The following is a 17,872-nucleotide window of genomic DNA, read 5'->3' as shown; positions in this document are numbered from 1 at the left end:
GGACTATTGATTATGGAATGGCATACTATTGTATCTGTTATGTTTGGAGCTATCATAGTTGTGGGAGTTGTTTCCTTTCTATACCAACTTTATAGTCTTGTTGTAATTGACGCAAAGACAAGAGGGATAAAGCACCCCCGTTTCTGGGGATTGTTCACAACATTAGGAAACAACACTGGTAACGGACTGCTGGTATATCTGATTAGAAGAAGAAATTGCCCTGTTGTCAATATTACAGAAAAAGACAAGTTGGAAATTTCCAAAAAGAAAAAGGCAACAGGTATTGGGCTTTCCTTTATTTGTCTGGGAACGATTGGCATACTTATCTGCCAAATGGTGTTATAAAACAAGTAAAAAGCGATATTTTTTGTCAAATTATTATTCATATACATTTCTCGCAAATATCCCAGGGGATCACTCCCCTGGGATATCTACAAACTTGTATCCAGTTCCCCACACCGTCTGGATGTATTCTTTTGCTGTAACCTTCCGCAGCTTCCTACGGATGCTGGATATGATGCAACACACCGCATTATCCGTATCCGCTGGCTCTTGTTTCCAGACATTCTGATAAATCTGCTCTTTCGTGAACACTTTTCCCGGATCATAGGCAAGATAGGCCAACACCTGAAATTCATACGTTGTCATCTGCAGCAATTTCCCCTGATAGGAAATCTGATATTGAATCGGATCAATAGAAAGGCCAGAAAACTGAAGAATAATTCCTGCTTCGGACGCAGGCTGTCGAATATTAAATTCTGTTAATAGTTGTTCTGTTACTTTTCCAGACGAGGTTGTAGTCCGGAGAATAATCTCAACTTTATCCATTATACTACCACATTTCAATCTCTCGTAATACTTATCACTCTCTGCGACCTGCCGGGCGAAAGCCGAAGCAATATGCAGTTGGATTACAGGGTATAGTGCATATTCATGGCCGCTTGTCCCCGTTGCCGGGGACGGGCTTTTTCTTTTGCCGTCATCCGGCAGGTAGTCATATTTATTACTGCTCAAAGTCAGATTATCCAATCGCAAAGGGCAAAACCAGTATCCTGCGTACCAATTAGGAAAATGGTTGCGTATGTAGATACCTCAACCAATAACGGCTGTATAGTATTTGCTTCCGAAACGGTCAGATTATCAAAGAAATTATGCAAAATCAAATTGTGGGAACATGATAGCATAGCTTTCAGTAAAAGCAGCTTTTTCTATTCTACAAGTGACATTTGGCTGACAGGCAAATCTATTTTATCTTCTAAACCTACCGTTTCAATTAGACCCCGATGATCGTCGGGAGCAAGTTTAGAAGAAAGTTCTTTGGCCCATGTCGCCATGTGTTCATAAGGAGTTATCGTTCGGTGTAGTAGAGTTGTTTCTGATGATACGATAAATGTATCTTGTGGCATTGACATTTGTTTTAATATGTTTTTTGCTGTCATAGGACAGCAGACAATTCCTATAATGTTTCCCATATCATTCTCCTTTGATAGATGCAGTTGTTGTCGATGCAATGACTTTTTTTCCTACCGCAGTGCAGTTGAAGTGGACAAAATAATTTTTTACTTATCTTAAAGCTAAAATGTCACAGAATTGTCCCAGCGTCTGCTTTTTTCGACAGGAAACCAACTTAAATTGCTTCAATTTTGTAGCAATTCAAAGTAATCCTCATAAAGCAGTCAGGAGAAATAGGGAAAACAGAGTGGTTCCAAGTTCTTCTATTCCACCGTTTCAATCGAATCCACAATGCTCATCTTGGAAATCTTCCGTAAAGGAATCGCTGTTGCCAGCAGACAGGCTCCTATTGCCAAAAGCGCAGCTTCAAGCATAGGCAATATAGGGATTGCGACAAGCTGGAGGGTATCGCTGGTAGCTGCCTCAATGAAAATCGTACAAATATATCCTAAAACACTGCCGATCACAGAAGCAATGATCCCGTAATATGCGCCTTCCCAAAGGAAAGTTTTATAGAGGCTACCGGCGCTCATGCCAATCGCCCGTTGCATACCAATTTCCGTTACTCTGGTGTGGATATTTGTGTAAACGGTATTGATGATATTGAGAATACCAATCAGGCCGACAAAAAGGATCAGGCCCCATGCCAGCATTTGAATTTGAGCAAAACTCTCTTTTAACTGCTGGTCCGTTTCTTCATACGATAAGAAAGTTGTTCCCGGCGACTGCTTACAAAATTCCTCAACAAAGATGTCGAAGGTTTCCCGGTCTGCGCCCTCATTCAGCGTGGGCAATAACTCGGAATAGGTGTTTTTTCCTGTTAGCTGTTCGTAAATGCTGTCACTAACGATCACCTGAACGCCATTTGTAAAACCGTCGTTTCCGATACCAAGATAGCCTGCATAGCCATCCAGTGTTTCTATTACTTCTAAATCTGTACCTGCAACACGGATAGTCGTACCAGCTCCAATACTTGTAAATTCCAACACTTCATCGCCATAACTGATCGGAATTGGATTGCGTACTACACAGGCATTTCCCGATTTCAGTTGTTCCATCTGATCTTCGGACAATTTTGCACCCATGAAATGATCCCAATATTCATCATTAAGGCCGACAACCTGAAAAGTCTCGCCGGGATTTAATGAAAAGCCAATGTCAACGCCATCAGGCTGCCCCGCCTCATTCTGTTCGTACAGGGAGAATTGAATAGCGGCCACACTTTGAACAGCTTCGTTGTTTTGCAGCTCAATCAAAGCGTCCTCGGAAAATCCAACCGTTTCATTCGTAATCTGATAATCTCCCAGGTGATTTTCCTGGAGGGTGCTGGCTGCATTCAGGATCGTTGTAAACCCCTGCAAAGCGATAAATACGGTAATACTCATGATGAGGGACAAGACGGTGATTGCTGTCCGCCCTCTATTTCTTTTCAGATTCAGCCGCGCATAATAGGATTCAAAGCAATGGATTTTTTTAGCTTTCCGTTTTCTGCGGTGAATTTTCAGGTTCGTTCCAGACATTGCCGTGATCGGGGATACTTTTGCGGCAGACCGGGCGGCTGGCAATGCGGCAAACATTGCAAAGGCCAAAGTAACCGCACCGCTGATAACCAACGAAAGCCCCTTCAGAGAACTGTTTTCTGCAATCAACGCCTGAAGTTCCGAAGTATTTTGAACTAAAAAGAGTTCCGGGGAAACCAGCCCGGTCGCCGCTGCCAAAATCCCGCTGGCGCTGAAAGAACCAAGGAGCATACCAACAGGAATACCGACCACACATAGCAAAATGACTTCAATCACAACGATTTGATAAAGCTGGCCTTTTTCTCCGCCAATCGCCCGGAGCGTTCCGTAACCTTTTATCCGCTTGGATACAGAGATTTTCAAAATATTGTAGATCACAAGCCCCGCAGCCAGCAGGATCAGAAAGGCGACTAATACCCCTGCAGCGGCCATAAACGAAAAGCCAGTATCATTTGCGTCCTCGGAGTCCGCAGTATAGGAGATCCCCATTGCGTTTAGATACACAATATTGTAGCTGGTATCCAGTTCGTGGATTTGAAGCTGTTTTTCGATACTGTTTACAACAGATTGGAAATTCGCCTTGTCCGCGGTTCGTATATCCACATTATAGTAGATATGGGATTGCGGAAGGATTTGCTGGGCGGTTCCTTCACCGGCAACCCCTGTGACCGTACCGTTTGTATATCCCAGATAATTGCTTTCAAGGATGCCTGTTAAGACAAACTCTGCCGTGTACGAATAGCTGTCGGCAATATTATGGCGAAGTATTTTTTTTAGAGAAAGATGGATTGTATCGCCAATCTCGCCATCAAAACCTAAATATTGCAGGACATCTTCCGGCAGAGCAATTTCCATCGGTCCCTGTGGCAGTCTGCCCTCCTTTATTCTGGTGTTGGACGGGTAAATTTCAGCATTATCATCCAAATATTCCGTCAGCCCTAAAGTAAGGGAGGGCGAAAGCTCCAGACTGCCCAGATAAATAGAGGCTCCTACATAAGAGAGCCGTTCATCCTGCTGCATCGCATGGAGCTGATCGGCGTCCATTTGCAAAAATGTCGCATAGCGGCTCCCTCCAAGCGCGATTGCCTGTTGCTCCCGCATGGCCGTCAGGACACCGAGAGACTGCCCGACAACGGTTGTCATCATCGTGGACAGCATAACCGCAATGAGGATCAGAACAGAAGTTACTCTTTGTGCAAACAGTTCTTTGATTACCAATGCCCGATAGGATTTCATCTTACTGTCACCTCCGAGAGAATGCCGTCTACAATCTGGAACTGGCGGTCTGCCATCCGTGCAATGCGGATGTCATGGGTAATGACAACAAGCGCCTTCCCCATCTTTTTCCACACACCCTGAAGCAGTTCCATAACCTCGCCGCCGCTTTTGCTGTCCAAATTCCCGGTAGGTTCATCCGCAAAGATCACATCCGGCTTTGCAATCAAAGCGCGGGCAATCGCCACTCGCTGCTGCTGGCCGCCGGATAGTTCATGGGGCAGATGGTCCAGACGCCCTTGAATACCAAGCAGTTCGGTGAGCTGCTTTAAGTACGCCTCGTCCGGCTGCTGCTTATCCAGCAAAAGGGGCATGATAATATTCTCTTTTGCGGTCAGAACGGGAAGCAGGTTGAATTGCTGAAAAATAAACCCGATCCGCCTGCGGCGAAAGGCGGACAGCTCTTTGTCGCTGTAACTGTAAATGTCTTTTCCGTCATAGGTCAGGCTGCCGGATGTGGGTCTGTCCAAACCGGAAAGCAGGTGGAGCAGCGTGCTTTTGCCGCTGCCGGACGGTCCCATAATCGAGATAAAATCACTGGAAACGATGTCCAGATTCGCATGATCCAAAGCCACAACCCGGTTTTCGCCGCTGCCATAGACTTTAGATAAATCTTTTGCTTCAATATTCATAAAAACACTCTCCTTAACTTGTGGTGTAAGGAGAGTGTAGAATAGAAATCTCAAAAATCGCTCAAGGTTTGAAAGATAATTGAAAAACAGCGGTGGCCGTTGCTCCAACCGGGGTCTGATTTTCCAAAATCAAATTGCCCCCATGTTTTTCACATAAAAGCTGGCTGTTGTAAAGGCCCATCCCAAAATGTGAGGAATTGCTGCTTGCGGTTTCAAAAGGTTTTGGCCCATTCTCAATCAATGCAGGCGGGTATCCCGGCCCATCATCTGATATTTTCAAAAGCAGATGTCCGTTTTCTAAAACAACTTCAATAGACAGCTCGCTTTTTGCAAACCGGGCCGCATTCCCAATGAGGTTTTCTGCGACCGTGAGAAAAATGCCGTGATCTAAAACCACTTCTCCAGCCGATGGAATTGACAGGGAATATTTTTTCGTGCCGGCTAATAACCGTGCGGTTTCCTGTAATTCACTTTGTAAAACGGAGAGCGCAATCGCTTTTGGATGGACGGAAAGCTGCTCCAGCCTTTGAACACTGCTCATCGCCTCTACATATTGTTCGATCCGTAGCGTATAGCTTTCCAGCCGGTCTATGGTCTGTTCATCCTGAATGCCCTGCCGCATCAGTTTTACCGTCCCTTTCAAAACGGTGATTGGATTTCGTAGGTCGTGAGAAAATGCGGCATTGAGCCGTTTCCGTTCTTCCGCCTGCTGCCACAATTCCTGATTATTGCGCTTTAGCTGTACTCTCATTTTTTCAAAGGCAATACAAAGCTGGCCCATCTCATCCATACCATCTGGTGAAATCGTAAAGTCTAAATCCTGATTCATAATCCTTTCGGCACTTGCCTGTAATTTATGTATAGGTTTTTTGAGCTTACAGCGGTAAAATACCGTACTGGAAAGAATCATTGCCATGCTAGAATATAGAATCGTCAAAATGTATTGTATGCTTTCCACAATATTTGCGAGTTGTTGTTCCTCCGCAGTCGGAATAGGGGCAGGCGTGATAATTCTGTTGCCTGACTCATCATAGGTAATGTAAACGCCGGTGGGGGCGATACTTTCGCGTATATCGACACAAATTGAGATAGTCAGCCATGTCAAAAGAAACGCGGATAAAAGGCTGGTGGCAATTATAAACACAAAGGCTCTGTGAAGTCCCAAATTTTTGAATTTTGTTTTTAACCGTTCCACCGATACCCGCACCCCCAAACTGTTTCAATATAATTGTGTAATGTATGTGCCGCAAATTTAGCCCGTATTTTCCGAACATGCTCCATAATCGTATCGCTGTTTCCGTCTCCATCCAGTCCCCATACAAGTTCATAGATCCGTTCCCGGTCAAAGACCTGTCCGGCATTGAGGGAAAGAAGCTCGACGATTTCAAACTCCCTCCTGGACAATGGAATGCTCTGACTGTTGATTGCCGCTGTTCGGGCAGAGTAATCTAATGCCAATTCACCAAAAAAGCGAACTGTAGAATTACTTTGGCGGCGTTGCTCCCGCCGCAGGTGCGCAGCAACCCGCGCACCTAATTCATCCAGGTCAAAGGGTTTTACAATGTAATCATCTGCCCCGGCCTGAAAGCCAATGATTTTATCGCTGGACTCAATGCGGGCGGTCAAAAACAAAATGGGGCAAGTGATATAATCCCGTATTTTTTGGCATACAGTCAGCCCATCTACATCCGGCATATTGATGTCCAGCAAAATCAAATCAGGACCGTTAGCAGCCTTTTGGAGCGCTTCCTGGCCGTTATATGCAGTCAGAATTTCGTACTGTGCTTGAAAATAGCTCTTTATCATATCGACAATACCGCGTTCATCATCAACAATCAATATTTTTGATCTCATGGTTTATCACCTCTTTTCCATTATACCATATCACTTAATTCTCAAGAAATACTCAATATAATCACCCTTTCTAACAAATAGCTTACGAGAGACCGATTTAACTCTCAGGCTTTAACTCCTCGATGGTATATCGTCTTTTTTGCAATAAAAGCGGAAGCAATGTACAAAACAATTCCCAGAACTGCAATAATACAGCTGCAAAAAGAACTCTTATGATACTTGTGAACCAGCCACGATAGTGCCTGTCCACAAGCAGATGGAGACCGGTTGACGGTCAGACTTTTTTGGCAGAAAACTCCCTGGCGAATTATGTCGAAACGCTCTTTGCTTCATGGCGGCTCCCTCCATGGGCCGCCGATCCCTCCAGCGTCAGGGCATCATTCTCATAAGGGCATAGAGGACGGCGGCCTTGATTTTATCAAAGCCGCCGTAATGTAATCAGGCATGGGAAAATAGCTGCTGAACGACGGTATTTTTTCTTCGCCGTCGTCCAGCAGGTAGATACCAAATCCATAATAAAAATTTGTTTGTAAACAGTCACCGATTATTCAAGAAAGAATAGGATACGCCGTATTAACTCCGGAATATTAACTGGGGATATAAAATAATCATTCACTCCTTCGTATCTATATTGGTACTCGGTTTTAAGGTCGTCATCAGCGGTTACAATAAAGAATGGTAATAGGTTATCTGATTTCCTATCTGCAAAGTTGATAATGCCAGATAATTGTCGGATTGCAAAGAAAAGGTCAAGAGCTGTACCGTCGCTAAAATTTATGTCGGAAAGGATCAATTCTATTTCTGTATCTTCTGCAAGACGTTTTTCCGCATCGAAAAGGTTTGTAACTAACACAAGGTTAAAGCCTTTTTGTAGCATTGCTGCCCGGAATACTCCGGCATTGCCTTCATCTGCACAAACGTACAACAGCTTATGATACGTAGGCGGAATTATATCCGTAGTTGCCTTGTAAGCATATTCCACCAACTTATCTTGCAATAACATCCCTTTCATTTTATCCATGCAAAGCGTCGCACCTCGGCGCATGGCTTCCTGTTCGTAGTCGTCTTTGTCATGGCAGGACGCCAGTATAAAAGGTATCTCCTTATCTGCGGCCCGCACCTCGTCCAGAAAGTCCATGCCGGAACCGTCCGGCAGGTCGAGATCACAGCAGATCACCAGCGGCATTTCCTCTTGTATAGCAGCTCGCGCTTCTTTCAGCGTACAAGCCGTTTTCACCGAGTAGCCCCGGTGCTGTAAGTATTTTTGCAGACACCATGTATAGGTGTCGCTGTCATCGATCAGCAGTATCTTTTTCATGTGTCCTCACCCCCAATATTGATTTACCACAAGCATAAGCTACAAATGTTACACAAATCTCCGAGGTGCCTTTGATTTCGACAGAAAAACAGGCTGAATTGTTACAACGCTCGGACATTTAAAAAATTTCTTTGAGAAATGGTGGAAAAAGCAGGGCAGCACACTCCGCCCCGCTAAATCAATGCGTTTATCCCATCTCCCGCATTTGTTCAATCAGAGATTATTTATCTTAACGCTAAAAAGTCACAGAATTGTCCCAGCGCCTGCTTTTTCGACAGGAAACCAACTTGAATTGCTTCAATTTTGTAGCAATTCAAATTTTCATCGCATTTCAGGCCGAAGATTAACCCGTTTGAACAAAAACATCGTTGCGCAAAAATAGGTCAGGTATATAGCGCAGAACAGCAGGATCGTTACCACGCCATAGAACAACACAAGCCCTTCCTGCAAAATTGCTTCCCCGAAAATGAATTGTGTCCCCACAATCAGCAGGATGGTAAGGACGATTGGAAAAAACAGCGGGATTAGGAACACAGTGGACAGTTCCCTGTGAATCAAAGAAATCTGCCTGCGCCCCGACACCCCCAGCCGGTCAATCACCGCGTAATTCTTCCGGTTTTGGTCTATGGCGGAAAGCTGTTCAAAAGCCAGGACCGCACAGGAAAGAATGATAAAAATAATGCTCAGATACAGGCCGCAGAAAGAGATGGTGGTGAATCCGGTCAGAGAATTTGCAACACCCCATGCCTTTACTGTGACCCCCATCGTTACCCGGTCCGGCAGTTCCTGTCCGGGCTGAATGTCCGGCTGCCACTCGCCGCTGTTCAGAAATTGCTTCAGCTCATTTTTCAGCTCCGGGTATCCGCCATCCGCCAATTTCATTGCCAGACGGATTTTCTCCCCGGATAGCTGGAAAGCCACTTCGTCCGGCAGAACCAGGACATATCCCTTGGTTCCAGCCATTTGATACTGTTCCATCGGTTCAGTCCGGATCGGCGTTTCCGCAGGAGTCAAAGTCCGGCCGTTCAGTGTAATTTCCGGCTGCTGTTCCAGCCCCTGACGGATGCCGTCCATGTAGTTCCATGTATCACAGTGAACCAGGAACTCGTTACTGTTCATAGGAACAGGCGAAAGCCCCAGAATCTCCCGCAGGTGGTTGTAGTCGGACAAGGACAAGGCTTCAATCGCTTTATGGGGAACCGTATACAGGTAATAGGTTACGCTGTCCTCTACCTCGCAGTGTTCTGCTACAAAGGAGCGGACGGAATCCAAACTTCCCTTGGTTAAGGGCGCGTCAATGGCTACTCCGGCATCATAGGGGTAATACGCCTCCATGTTGGCCTTATAGCCCGCACCCATTGTCAATCCCACAAACATGGTCGCAAGGGAAACAGTCAGCAGGATTGCTACAACAGCCATTGTCCGCCCGGAAGACTGGATGCGCCTGCCGATCTGCCCCAGAAAAAACAGATTTTCTTCTCGGTACTTTCGGCGCGGATTCCGCTTTGCCAGTTGGTAAAGTAAAATCGGGATTTTCCGGTGCATCTCATAAACACCCGTAAGGATCAGCAGGCAGCCCCCGCCCCAATACAGTATTGCCTCATTCGTTTGAATGTGCAGTCCTTTTCCCAGCAGGATCACGCCCGCAACCATTGCGGCAAGGGAGAGCAGACAGGCCAGTACGCTCCGATGCAAAGGCCGGAACCCGGTTTCTTCATTCTTCCGGCTGTCGTAAAGCAGGTCAATCACTTTCCTGCGCCGGATGACCTTTGCCGCGCGCAGCATCCCAAATCCATACATCAGAATGAAAAAGAAAAGGGCCATTCCCCATGCGCGGAGGGAAAATAGGATCTGATAATGATGCGGCACCTCAAAAATATTCTGAACCACCTGATTCAGAAACCCGGACAGTCCGGTTCCCAGAAGGGAACCCAGCAGAAAGGCAGCTCCGCCAATGATGCCGTTTTCCACCAGGAACAGATTTCGGACGGTTTTCACTTCCATGCCCATCAGCTCATAGGCGGCGAACTCCTTCCTGCGCTGGCCCAGCATAAACCGGATGGCATAACCAACGACGAACGAGGACAGCAATGCAACCAGCACCGATAAAATCAAAATACCAGAGGTGAGTATGGACATATTCTCGGCCATGGCAAGAATGTCCGGGGAGAACCCCAACGCCAGGAAAGAATACATCAATGCTGCCGTTAAAGTGAGCGTTACAAAGTAGATGATATAATCCCGCAGGCTCCTGCGGATATTCCGATAAGCCAGTTTAAAGTACATCATTCACGCCCCCTCCCATCATGGTGAGGACATCTAAAATCTTGTTAAAGAAAGTCCTTCGGGAATCGCCGCCTTTGCGGATTTCCGTGAAGATCGCACCGTCCCGCAGAAAGAGGATACGGTTTGCATAGCTTGCGGAAAAGGCATCATGCGTTACCATCAAAATGGTTGCTCCCAGGGTTTCGTTGATACTCTGTATCGTGGACAGAAGCATTTGAGACGAATGGCTGTCCAGTGCGCCGGTGGGTTCGTCCGCCAAAATCAGCTTAGGATTGTTGATGATGGCTCTGGCGCAGGCGCACCGCTGCTTCTGGCCGCCGGACACCTGATAGGGGTATTTGTCCAGAATATCCGTGATGTTCAGCTTCCCGACCATTTCCCGTACCCGGTTGTCAATCTCGCCAGCGGGGACCTTATTGATGGTCAGCGCCAGGGCGATATTTTCGGAGATGGTCAGGGTGTCCAGCAAATTGAAATCCTGAAACACAAAGCCCAGGTTTTCCCGGCGGAACCGTGCGATCTGCTTTTCATTGATTTCGGTCACATCGGTTCCGTCCAGATAAATATGCCCCGCGCTGACGGTATCAATGGTGGAAATACAGTTGAGCAGGGTAGTCTTGCCGGAGCCGGACGCGCCCATGATCCCCACAAATTCCCCTTCCTCAACGGAAAAGCTGATGTCCTGAATGGCCTTTGTGATATTCCCACCATTTCCATAATATTTCTGGATATGTTCCAGCTTCAATACTTCTTTCATAACTATCACCTCTGCTCTCTATTGTAAAATAGTGCGGGCGTCGTTTGTATCAAGTTTTCTTACAAAGTTCTAACAAAAATGTAAGAAGTGCAGGACTGTTATCAGCCCTGCACTTCATGGATCAGACAGTTGATGTGAAACGCCAGGGAAATGGAAGTGCCTTGCTCTGACGATTCCACAGTAATGCCGATGTCCAGCTTGTCACAGAGCCGTTTGCACAGGTACAAGCCAATGCCTGTGGACTGCTGGACCATGCGCCCGTTCTGCCCAGTAAAGCCCTTTTCAAAGATGCGCGGCAGATCAGTGGATGAAATTCCAATCCCATTGTCCCCTACTACAAGAAGCACCCGATCCTGCTGTCTGCGGGTGGAAAAGCGGAGAACCGGCTGCCCGGAGCGATACTTGACTGCGTTGGCAATCAACTGGTTCAGAATGAACCGCACCCATTTTTCATCGGAATAAACTGTATCCTCCATTTCCTCTACTTCCAGCCGTACCCCGCTCTGAAGTAGCAGATATTTGTTATCCGCAATCGCCTGATGCACCACTTGGGACAAGGACATTTCCCGGACGGAATAATCCTTCTCGGTGTGTTCGCTGCGGGCATAGTAGAGCGCCTGTTCGGTAAAGCGGTTGGTCTTTTCCAGTTCCAGAAGCAATTCTTTTGTCCAGTCCGTCCGGTGATTTTCGCATAACAACTTCATGGCGGTAATGGGCGTCTTGATCTCATGAATCCACTGCTCAATGTACTCCTTGTATTCCAGGCGCTCCCGCCGGACCTCTCCAATTTGCTCCAGCATGGATTTTCCGGCCATTTTCAAAAGCTGGTAGTACACCTGATCCTCCGCCTGCTCTGGCAGCTCCATCACTTCGGAAATGAGATAGCGTTCCGAAAGCTGCCCCGCCATATCCAAAAGCTTCTGCATCTGCCGTTTCCGCGTCCAGTAGGTGAGAAACAGTCCCGCCAGCAGGACCAACGCCCACACCACCAAAATCAGCAGCACCGCCGAGAAGGAATTGCCGCACACCAGCAGGAACACGGTGATGGCCGCCATACAGACCAGGTTGGTCAGCAAAAATGGGATTCGGTTTTTCCAATATCGCCTGCTGTTCATATCGTGTACCCCTGCCGGTGCTTGGTTTTGATAAAATCGGTCAGGCCAATGCCCGCCAGCTTCTCCCGGATACGATTGATGTTGACACTCAGGGCATTATCGTCCACATAGAGCTGGTTATCCCACAAAAATTCCACCAAATCTCCACGGGCGCAGATTTTCCCCGCATTTTTGAACAGATAATATAGGATTTTCAGTTCATTCTTAGTCAGCTCCACGCTCTGCCCATGATAGTCCAGACTACTGGATTCCAAACGCAGCACCGCACCCCCGCAGGCCATTTGCTCGCTCTGCTTGACTGGATACGCCCGCCTGAGCAGGGAGGCAATTTTCGCCAGGAGAATTGCCGTGTTATAAGGTTTTGTAATGAAAGCATCGCCGCCCAGCATAATGCTGTTGAGTTCATCCATATCCGTATTGCAGCTTGTCACGAAGATAATCGGCACCTCAGAGAAGGTGCGGATCTGAGTACAGAGGGAAAAGCCGCTGGTTCCCGGCAGCTTGATGTCCAGCAAAATCAAGTGGGGCTGTTCGACTTTAATCTGGTCGATCACATCGGAAAGTTCCTCCGGTGCCACCGTTTCATACCCGTTACTTTGCAGAAGGGTGTTCAGTTCATTCCGTATCAACGGTTCATCTTCAACAATCAATATTTTCTGGTTCATTCTGTTCCTCCAAGTAAATGGTTTCCTTTAGCGTCGATTATAACATAAAACAAAAACAGCGTCTTTAAACTCCAATCAAAACAGCCGGGACAAGAATTTTCCTGTCCCGGCTGGCGGCTGTTATTCCACAAGCCGCATCTGTTCAATGAGGGAATGTTGCTCCTGTTTCCGGATGGTCCAGATGGAGAGCAGCAGCTCCAGGATCACCAGGACGCCGATATAGAGCAGCATCTGCCCAACGGGGAACTGATAAGTCAGTACCTGCCCCATCATCACTTCTCCCATCCAGCGGCAAATCCCAACTGCCACAGGGGTTCCTACCGCCAGAGCGATGCAGCTACTAAAAAGGACATAGAACATCCCTTCCGCTGTCAGCACCTGATAAAGCTGCCGTTTGGTCATGCCCACCGCGCGCATCATGCAGAGTTCCCGGCGGCGGGAAAGCTGGTTGGACAGGGTCATGTTGACCAGATTGACTACGCCAAAGAGGAAAATCATCCAGGACAGTCCCTGAAACCCGCCGAAAATCAGGTTCTGCTGGAAGGTCCAGAAGTCCAATCCCTCGGCATAAGTATAAAGTCCCATGCCGGAAGGAGCGTTGGCTGCAGCGGATTCCAAGGCCGCTGTCACGGAATCCTCCTTGCCTGGGTCTGCGGAGATCACCCATGTGTAATCGAAATTTTCCACGCCGGAAATCATTTCTCTGGCAAGCCCTTCCGTAATCATAACGGCAGCAGAATCCAGGGCGTATGCTCCGTTATCCGATCCGGTCTGGTCAAAGGTTCCTACCATTGTGACGGTCATGGTTTTTTCTTCTGTTTCCAGTTCAATTTCTTCCCCTAATTGAATAAAATTTTGGTCATCCGGATTGTTGGCAAAAAGATCCCCAACTAGGATTTCCCTGTCATTCTCCGGCATCCGCCCGGAGGTCAAATGCTGCTCCACAAAGTCCCAATCTCCTTCCAAAGACAGCCCCTCCTTGGTAATGATGTCGCACATTCCGCCGCCTTCGGTAGTTTCCGCTTTGAAGTTGCAGCCGCCCACCGCACGGCGCAGAGTCCGTACCTGCTCCACACCGTCGATGCTCAAAAGTTCCTGCCTGAAATCCTCGGTGAAGGGAGAATCCCTCATCTGTTCACAAGAATCGAGTTCCGTGTCATCCAGATAAAGCCGGAAGTGCCCATAGGGAAACTGAATATCCGTGTGCTGCTCCGGGGAATAGGAACTGAATATCGAAGCCGATACCACCAGAAGCAGCCCGCCAAAGGTCAGGGATACCAGCACACCGATGGCCCGTTTCCGGTCACGCCCCAGGTTCCGGGCCGCCATCGCCAGCGGGGTAAACCGGCGGGGCTTTCGGGATTTTCCTGCGGCTTTCGGGCAATCGGTCAGGCGCAAAGCCTCCATCGGAGAAGTGTTGGCGGCGATTTTTACGGGCTTTCTAACGGAAATACTCACCATGCCGTAGCTTACCAGCGCCGTTACCAACGCAACAGCCAGATCTGTCTCCAGAGAAAAGCCGCTGACAAACAGGTTGGTAGCCAGTAAGGTTCCTGTGGAAATTCCGACCAGAATCCCAATAGGGATACCTATCAGGGAAAGGAACCGGCTTTCCCGGCGTACTAACTGCTGAATCTGCCGCTTGGTAGCCCCCAGTGTCCGAAGCTGGCCGTAATTCTGGATTTTTTCCAGAATCGAAATGTGGAAAATGCTGCGGATCACCATACTGCCGCCCAGCATCACTACCAGAACCACCGCTGTCAGCTGGAGTATATTTTCCGGCTGAATTGTGCGGCTGACAGAGAAGTAGGTAGAGCTGTACGACACAGAACGCAGCCCCAGCCGATCCCGGATTTCTGTTCCCAGTCTTTTCAGATCGTCAGCATAGTAGCTGTCGGCTCCCTTGATATGGACATAGGCATTGTAGCCGCTGGGGTCATAGCCGGGCTGTTCCTCCAAAAAAGATTGGGACACCATCACGCTGTACGCCTCCACGCCTGTATCCGGTGTGGACAGGATGGCGCTGACGGTAAACGAATACTCTTTCCCCTTGAATGGAACGGTGATCTGGTCGCCCACACCGCTGCCGAGAAAGAATTTTTCCAGGTAAGCGGAACTGACTGCCGCTTCATCCACGGTTTGAGGATAGGTTCCCTCCTCAATCTGCACCTGCATCCGTCCAGCATAAAGGACATCCTCGTCCCCATAGGACATAGAAAGAAGTCCACCAGTGTCGTTGTTATTATCCGTGCCCAGAGAGTATTGCAGTCCAGCCCGTTCAATTTCCGGCTGCTGGCGCAGGCTATGCAGATTTTCCTCCGTGACTCCTGAATAAATAATTTCATAGGTATCCTCGGCCATTTTCCTCTGCATGGTCCCGGTGGAGAAGATGGACGTTCCCACAACAGACATCAGAAACGCCGCCAGAGCGATGGTGAGAATCAGCAGGATATTCCGCCGCTTTTCGCTGGACAGGCTGCGCTTCGCAAGTCGCTTTACGACTTTGGTTGTGTTATTCTCAAAAGGTAAAGCCAATGTTATTCATCTCCTTTTTCCCTCAAAGGGGACGGTTTCATTCTATCGCTATCTTACGGTGTCATTGGAAGGATAAGATAATCTCTTTCGTTGCTGATACAGCGCCAATGTTGTAATAAGAATCGTACAACCCAAAATGATTATGGCAAAAATAGCTGTTGTAGCAACAGGAAAATGATAGTTTAAGTAGCTCATTGTTTCCCTTTGCAGGAAATTACACAGGAACATACCGATTCCTCCGCCAGCAAGAATAGAAATAATTAAGCCAGATATTGAAATAACCAATCCTTCCTCCTGAACCATGGCAGAAAGTTGCTTGTAAGTCATCCCGACAGAACGAAATAAAGAAAATTCTTTTCGCCGAGCAATAATTCCAGTCAAAATAGTATTGGACAAGTTCAGAACCGCAAAACATCCCAATAGCGCAATCGCTGTCAGCAATACTGCCTGAAATCCGATTAGGAAATTTTTTGCTTCCGACACTGCTGCTGAAAGCGTATCTATCTGGACACCTGCGTTTCCTTGAAGAATTTGCCGTAGTTCCGTTTCTGCTTGAGTTTCCATTTCGTCTGATACTCGAATTTGATATTCATAAACGGTACTGCAATTTACAAGATTCTGCATAGTTTCAACAGGCAACAAGAGCATATCTGTTTTTTGCATATCCTGATCGGAAATTCGGCTGGAGTCCAAAATTCCCATAATCGTAAATGTGGCTTGCTGACTCGTGTTCCCATTAAATACTTTCAAAGAAAGAGTTTGACCAATTTGCGGTTCTGTATGGAATGTTTCCATAAAGTCATCCGGTCGCCCTACAATAATACCATTCTGTTTCACAAGTTCCTGATAACTAAAATGTTCCGAATCCATGGAAACGGATTGATAAAATGACAAATCACTTGCTTCAAATCCAACCATTGCCGCATCTGACTCCATTGCGCTTGATTCAACAGCAACGGGAAGATTATGAATTTCTCGAATTGTTTCCAAACCGGAAATAGTCATCAATTCGTCTTTTAAGGAATTTGTTAACGGGTTGTTGACCTGTACTTTTTCGAGAGGTTGATTTATCAATTCCTCATTGCTGATGCGGACAAGGAACTGCCCGTTTGGAAAGCCTTGCTGTGCCATATCTTCCGCACGGATTGATGATAATACAGAAGAACATCCAATCAGCAAAATTCCTGTCAATACCAGTGAAGCAACCGTTAGAATATTTTTCTTTCTGTGCCGCCTGATCTGTTTTACCGCCAACGAATGAGGGGAAACCCTATGAATTTTGCTGCTCGACCGGAAGTTTTTTATAACTGCGTCGTATTTCATCGCTTCAACAGGAGAAATAGATGCTGCAATCTTTGCGGGCTTCCGTACTGAAAAACGGACAGCTAAAAACGTTAATAGCAGAGCAAAAGGCCAAATCCACAGGATACAGAAAGGCCGAAAGCCGCTGGGAATTAAAATGTAGCCGATGAGTGTCCCTAAAACCACACCAATCGGCGCGGAGCCTATCCATAAATAGGATCCCTCTTTCAGAACCATAGACTTAATTTGTTTTGTAGTCATACCAATCGTTCGGAATTGGCCGAAACTGTGAATCTCATTCAGGATAGATACATGAAAAATAGAGTGTATCACAAGGATACTGGCTATCAGAATCACAGCAATAACTACGGCGGCAACCCCTATCATATAAAACGAAGGATTTCGGAGCGAAAGGTACGCCGAATTGACAAGAGGGGTTTTTTCAATTCCTGCGTCTTTTGTAATCTCAAGTGCTGCCTGCTCCATCTCTTTTGTGCCAAGATTGTCGGCTCCATTGATGCGGAACATAATTGTTGGCGTATGTGTTTCCCAACCTCCAGATGCAAGCCAATTTTGTTCTGAAACAATACCTGCATATAGTATTCGGTTTGTGCCGCTTGCAGTAGTTTGAAGGAAACCTGAAATCGTGTATTCTGTTGGAGAATCTTCGTTTTCCAGTGTAATCAAAACGGTATCTCCAATTCCTGCGTTCAAATTTAAGGCATCCAAATAATCTTTTTCAATCAGAATTTCATTTTCTTTTATGGGCAGATCTCCCTCAGTGATCGTGAGACCATTCAGAGAAAGTGTTGCTTGATCCGAATATGACAGATTGATTCGATTTTCCCCTTCTATCCCCACACCCATAGGGACGGTTATGCCTAAAGATTCTATACGTTCATCTTGTCTGATTCGTTCATACTCTGTTTGCCTGATGCCAGACAGCATTGCATGGTAAGAGCCTGTTAGAGAGTTAGAATCATTTTGATTTACTTCAATAATTCCAGCAGATATAAACAAGACAACCGTCATCAGCACCGCTGAAAGCAAGATAGCAAACTTCGACAAGTTTTTTTGCAAACGCTTTCGTTTCAAATGGGCGATTGCCAATTTTTTTGTGATAGCGCAGCTATCATTTTCAAATGGTAGTGTCATACTGTC

At 46.8% G+C, this 17,872-nt stretch carries 14 protein-coding genes; 1 reads left to right on the top strand and 13 read right to left on the bottom strand.

Annotation, left to right across the window (positions count from 1 at the left end; translation table 11 throughout):
• Nucleotides 1–12 precede the first annotated feature (12 nt).
• Entirely contained in the window at nucleotides 13–345 is a 333-nt protein-coding gene (locus tag B5E62_RS04965; RefSeq protein WP_087173526.1) for a hypothetical protein, read from the top strand.
• Between the two features lie 69 nt (nucleotides 346–414).
• On the opposite strand, the gene B5E62_RS04960 is transcribed toward B5E62_RS04965, so the two are convergent.
• The 13 genes from B5E62_RS04960 to B5E62_RS04900 all read right to left on the bottom strand — a co-directional run bounded on the left by B5E62_RS04960 (nucleotide 415) and on the right by B5E62_RS04900 (nucleotide 17,866).
• Nucleotides 415–1,029, bottom strand: a complete 615-nt coding sequence (locus tag B5E62_RS04960; RefSeq protein ID WP_242957715.1) for a winged helix-turn-helix domain-containing protein — start codon at nucleotides 1,027–1,029, stop codon at nucleotides 415–417.
• 179 nt (nucleotides 1,030–1,208) lie between these two features.
• Nucleotides 1,209–1,472 (bottom strand): hypothetical protein, encoded by a 264-nt coding sequence (locus B5E62_RS04955; RefSeq protein ID WP_087173525.1) that lies wholly within the window; start codon nucleotides 1,470–1,472, stop codon nucleotides 1,209–1,211.
• 243 nt (nucleotides 1,473–1,715) lie between these two features.
• Nucleotides 1,716–4,208 (bottom strand): ABC transporter permease, encoded by a 2,493-nt coding sequence (locus tag B5E62_RS04950; RefSeq protein WP_087173524.1) that lies wholly within the window; start codon nucleotides 4,206–4,208, stop codon nucleotides 1,716–1,718.
• On the bottom strand, nucleotides 4,205–4,879 hold the full coding sequence (locus B5E62_RS04945) for an ABC transporter ATP-binding protein (protein ID WP_087173523.1): 675 nt from the start codon (nucleotides 4,877–4,879) through the stop codon (nucleotides 4,205–4,207). The genes B5E62_RS04950 and B5E62_RS04945 overlap by 4 nt, the downstream gene beginning before the upstream one ends.
• A gap of 61 nt (nucleotides 4,880–4,940) precedes the next feature.
• Nucleotides 4,941–6,074 carry a HAMP domain-containing sensor histidine kinase gene (locus B5E62_RS04940; protein WP_242957714.1) on the bottom strand — a complete coding sequence of 378 codons (1,134 nt, stop codon included), beginning with the start codon at nucleotides 6,072–6,074 and terminating at the stop codon, nucleotides 4,941–4,943.
• Complete coding sequence (locus B5E62_RS04935; protein WP_087173522.1) at nucleotides 6,062–6,733, bottom strand: response regulator transcription factor; 672 nt, start codon at nucleotides 6,731–6,733, stop codon at nucleotides 6,062–6,064. The genes B5E62_RS04940 and B5E62_RS04935 overlap by 13 nt, the downstream gene beginning before the upstream one ends.
• 544 nt (nucleotides 6,734–7,277) lie before the next feature.
• Nucleotides 7,278–8,051 (bottom strand): response regulator, encoded by a 774-nt coding sequence (locus B5E62_RS04930; RefSeq protein WP_087173521.1) that lies wholly within the window; start codon nucleotides 8,049–8,051, stop codon nucleotides 7,278–7,280.
• Between the two features lie 321 nt (nucleotides 8,052–8,372).
• Nucleotides 8,373–10,340: an ABC transporter permease gene (locus B5E62_RS04925; RefSeq protein WP_087173520.1), complete on the bottom strand. Its 1,968-nt coding sequence runs from the start codon at nucleotides 10,338–10,340 to the stop codon at nucleotides 8,373–8,375.
• The gene (locus B5E62_RS04920; RefSeq protein ID WP_087173519.1) at nucleotides 10,327–11,094 is read right to left on the bottom strand and encodes an ABC transporter ATP-binding protein; all 768 of its coding nucleotides are present in this window, start codon (nucleotides 11,092–11,094) and stop codon (nucleotides 10,327–10,329) included. Before B5E62_RS04920 ends, B5E62_RS04925 begins: the two co-directional genes overlap by 14 nt.
• A gap of 101 nt (nucleotides 11,095–11,195) precedes the next feature.
• A complete protein-coding gene (locus B5E62_RS04915) occupies nucleotides 11,196–12,209 on the bottom strand; it encodes a sensor histidine kinase (protein WP_087173518.1) in 1,014 nt (337 codons plus the stop codon).
• Entirely contained in the window at nucleotides 12,206–12,874 is a 669-nt protein-coding gene (locus tag B5E62_RS04910; RefSeq protein ID WP_087173517.1) for a response regulator transcription factor, read from the bottom strand. Before B5E62_RS04910 ends, B5E62_RS04915 begins: the two co-directional genes overlap by 4 nt.
• A gap of 120 nt (nucleotides 12,875–12,994) precedes the next feature.
• Nucleotides 12,995–15,409, bottom strand: coding sequence for an ABC transporter permease (locus B5E62_RS04905; RefSeq protein WP_087173516.1), 2,415 nt, complete (start codon nucleotides 15,407–15,409; stop codon nucleotides 12,995–12,997).
• Nucleotides 15,410–15,457: 48 nt separating this feature from the next.
• Entirely contained in the window at nucleotides 15,458–17,866 is a 2,409-nt protein-coding gene (locus B5E62_RS04900) for an ABC transporter permease (RefSeq protein WP_087173515.1), read from the bottom strand.
• Between the last annotated feature and the right edge of the window lie 6 nt (nucleotides 17,867–17,872).

This window comes from Lachnoclostridium sp. An118, assembly GCF_002160985.1.
In the GTDB taxonomy this organism is placed as follows: domain Bacteria; phylum Bacillota; class Clostridia; order Lachnospirales; family Lachnospiraceae; genus Claveliimonas; species Claveliimonas stercoravium.
The sequence above is the reverse complement of the archived record's forward strand: the minus strand, read 5'-3'. Positions and strand labels throughout refer to the sequence as shown.